General features: G+C 58.2%; 2 protein-coding genes and 1 pseudogene. 2 read left to right on the top strand and 1 reads right to left on the bottom strand.

Annotated features, from left to right (window positions below; genetic code table 11):
• Window positions 1-64: 64 nt before the first annotated feature.
• Window positions 65-1,682: pseudogene (locus ACGYK9_RS19185) on the top strand (MFS transporter).
• Between the two features lie 360 nt (window positions 1,683-2,042).
• Here ACGYK9_RS19185 and ACGYK9_RS19180 read toward each other — a convergent pair.
• A complete protein-coding gene (locus tag ACGYK9_RS19180; RefSeq protein ID WP_276155092.1) occupies window positions 2,043-3,062 on the bottom strand; it encodes a GSU2403 family nucleotidyltransferase fold protein in 1,020 nt (339 codons plus the stop codon).
• 167 nt (window positions 3,063-3,229) lie between these two features.
• Between ACGYK9_RS19180 and ACGYK9_RS19175 the strand changes: the two genes are divergently transcribed.
• Window positions 3,230-3,621: IS6 family transposase (locus tag ACGYK9_RS19175; protein ID WP_394415283.1), on the top strand; the 392-nt coding region annotated here is incomplete at its 3' end.

The following is a 3,621-nucleotide window of genomic DNA, read 5'->3' as shown; positions in this document are numbered from 1 at the left end:
CCGTCACGGAAGCTGTGGGATAAGTCTGTCCGGGGAAAGGGGAACCTCGGCGTTCAGCCGATTTGTGCAACAAAGCCATATCTCGCCCCTGATTCTGTTCCGCAACCAGACGTTCCGCTCACTCTGGATAGCGGCACTGGCGTCGAACTTCGGCGGATTGGTCCAAGCGGTTGGCGCGGCTTGGCTGATGACCTCGCTGTCAGACTCGCAGAACATGGTGGCTTTGGTGCAAGGCTCTGTAGCGCTGCCGATCATGATCTTTTCGCTCCTTGCGGGGGTTTTTGCTGATAACTTTGACCGCCGCCGGGTGATGCTGATTGCGCAGAGCTTCATGTTCTGCGTGTCAATCTTGCTGACGTTCATGGCGTTCGAAGGTTGGCTGACGCCTTGGCTGTTGCTGGCGTTCACCTTCTCGATCGGCTGCGGCACCGCGCTGCACAACCCGTCTTGGCAGGCCACAATGGGCGACATTGTTACCCGCGAAGAATTGCCTTCTGCGGTATCGCTCAATTCCATGGGGTTCAATCTGATGCGCAGCATCGGCCTGCGGCGGGAGGGGCGATTGTGGCGCTCGCGGGGGCGGCGGCGGCCTTTGCGGTCAATGCACTCAGCTATGTTGCGATTATTCTCGCCCTTTTGCGTTGGAAAGCCCCAGTGCGGGACATGCGGCTGCCGCGCGAGCCGATGGGCAACGCTTTTTCCGCCGGACTGCGCTATGTGGCGATGTCACCCAGTCTGATGCGAGTGATCTTGCGCGGGTTCTGGTTTGGGCTCTCGGCCATCGCGTTACTGGCTCTGCTGCCGGTGATCGTTCGAGAAATCCTGCAAGGCTCGGCATTTGTCTATGGCGTGATGCTGGGCTGTTTTGGAATGGGCGCAGTCATGGGCGCGCTGTTGAATGCGCGTCTCAGAGCGCGCTTTGCTAATGAGATGATCGCCCAGGCGGTTTCACCGGGTTTGCGTTTAGTTGCGCCGGATTAGCGTTTAGCACTCAGCCCATTTTGTCCGGCATCGCGCTGATGCTGGCCGGGGCCTGTTGGGTGCTGTCCCTGTCGATGTTCAATGTGACAATTCAGCTGTCCACTCCCCGTTGGGTCGTCGGGCGGGTGATCGCGCTGTATCAAACTGGTACGTTCGGGGGCATGGCAGCAGGCAGTCTGATCTGGGGGGTGATCGCGGATCGGGGCGGGCCAGAGACGGCTTTGCTCTGTGCGTCAGTCATGCTGGTGATCGGGGCGCTTGTCGGACGCGTTCTGCCGCTGCCGGAATTTAGCGGTTTGAATCTCGACCCATTGGGACGCTTTAAGGAACCCGACACGCGGTTTGACCTCAGCTATCGCAGCGGCCCGGTGATGGTCATGGTGGATTACGAAATTGCGCAGGAAGACGTGGCGGATTTCCTGGCGGCAATGGCGCTGCGGCGGCGGGTGCGGATCCGCGACGGCGCCCAGCAATGGGCGCTGCTGCGCGACTTGCACCGCCCAGAACATTGGAGCGAAAGCTACCACGTGCCGACGTGGGGCGAATATGTGCGTCACAATGAACGCCGCACCCAGTCGGACGCGGAATTATCCGACCGGATCAGGCGTTTGCACCGGGGGGAGGGACGACCGGAGGTACATAGGATGATCGAGCATCAGACCGTACCGCTGCGCGATATCATGTTGCAGAAGAACGTTTGAAACACCCCCATCTCGCAACTAAATCGCCGAGGGCCAATTAACCGTAAGCCAAGGCCGGCTGGTGAACGGCCAAGGCATCAACTACCGCCCAGCAAGATATCTTGTACGCCCCGGTAGGAAAGCGGAAAGCGCCAGTATCAGCGCACCCCCAGCAGGAAGACCTCGCGCAGAAACCTGTTTCCCTTGAACGGGTTATGTCGGATCATCGCTGCCTCCTCAGCTTGGAGTAACGATGTCTTTAATAATGCAGCGGACGGTCTTCCCGAAAGGTAGCAATGGGTACGGGTTTAGCCACAAAAACACGGAAGCTGTTTAAATAAGGGGATGTCCGCAAACCGTGTTGGTCGCCCAATCACTTCGTCAGGTGGTGCCGTCGATCCGCTTGCGAGCCTGCGGCATCAGGTCCAGCGAAGCCGATATTCTGTTGTGCCAGGCTGGTCCGCGGCCGATCGCATCCTCGTATGCCTCCGCAAGTTCGCCAGGCCTTTCCTCGCTCAGGACTTCGATGAGCAGACCGGCCTGCGCTCGATCTTTCCGGGCCTTCAATCTGCTCGGATCGCTCCTGCGTCGATCGGCGACGATCAGCTTGTGAATGGCGAAGCGCTCCGGCCGCGGGATCTGCACAAGCGCCCCAGAGCGGTAGAGGAGCGGCACCTGGATCGGGTCGGATATCAGAAAATTGAGATGGTGCAGGCTCTGTGCGCTGACGCCGAGAGCAGGGAGGTCTCGAATACCTTCGTTTTCCTCGAAGGACGGCGTGAGGAATTCGACCAGCGTGTTTCGATCCGTCTGCTGCCATCGCCAGATCTTGTTCTTCTCGAGCGAGGGGACGGGGGCAAACTTCAACTGAGAGAAGACCTTCGACAGCGGCTCTTCTACGGTATCCTCGAGGGCGATCGATAGCCGTTCGAAACTCGCTATGTCGATATCGTCTGTAGCGGCTGAGCTGCCGAATCCAATCCGGAACCCGAGCTCACCTTCGTAGAGCCGGAAGGCCTGCGTCCCGACCAGCGTTCCACCGAGGCGGAAGACACCCGCGCGTTCCATTGCCGAGACCACTTGTCCGGTCTGCGCGTCGGCCATCAAGTATCCTTCTGCCCGAAGCACCCGCATGAGTCGGGATCGCTCTCGCTCGTTCTCCTTCCGCTTCAGGGCCAGCTCTTTCAGGCGAGCGAGCCGATCACGGAGATTCTTGCTGTCTTCGCCGATGTAGCGATTTACGACCTCGGTCCCGATCCGATATTGATCATACCAGTATCTCTTCTTCCCTATCGTCTTCAGCTTCGGCGAACCTCGGAGTTCGGAGATCTGAGCATCCTGCAACATGCGCAGGAGGTCGGTCCAGGCGGCAGTGCCGATGTGGCTGTGATGTCTGATCATGACTATTGGCCTTACCCTACTAAGTTTTATTTGTAGGGTAAGGTAGGCTAAAAACCTATCCTACGAAATGTCTTTTGTAGGGTAAGCGGTTCCAACACGATTTGCGGACACGTCATTAAATGGCATCGTCAACTTGCGGGGCGTGACCTGAAATCGTACCGACCGACATGACAAAAGCCAAACATTCCGGCGCCTTCAAAGGCCACCGTTTCCCGCCTGAGATCATTGCATATGCGGTTTGGTCTTATTTTCGGTTTTCCTTGAGCCTGCGCGATGTCGAGGATCTACTTGCGGCGCGCGGCATCATCGTGAGCTATGAGACGATCCGGAAGTGGGTTGGCAAATTTGGTACAAAGTATGCCGCGTCCATCCGGCGGGATCGGCCTGCGCCGTCTGATCAATGGCACCTTGATGAAGCGGTCATTCCTGTCCGCGGGCGCAAATTCTGGCTTTGGCGCGCGATCGACAGCAATGGTGACGCCCTTGATATTTTGGTTCAATCTCGGCGTAACACGCGCGCAGCGAAACGCTTTTTCCGCAAGCTATTCAAGCAATATGG

The organism is Sulfitobacter sp. 1A15258 (assembly GCF_043557045.1).
In the GTDB taxonomy this organism is placed as follows: domain Bacteria; phylum Pseudomonadota; class Alphaproteobacteria; order Rhodobacterales; family Rhodobacteraceae; genus Sulfitobacter; species Sulfitobacter faviae.
This window is presented reverse-complemented; position numbering and strand designations above follow the sequence as displayed.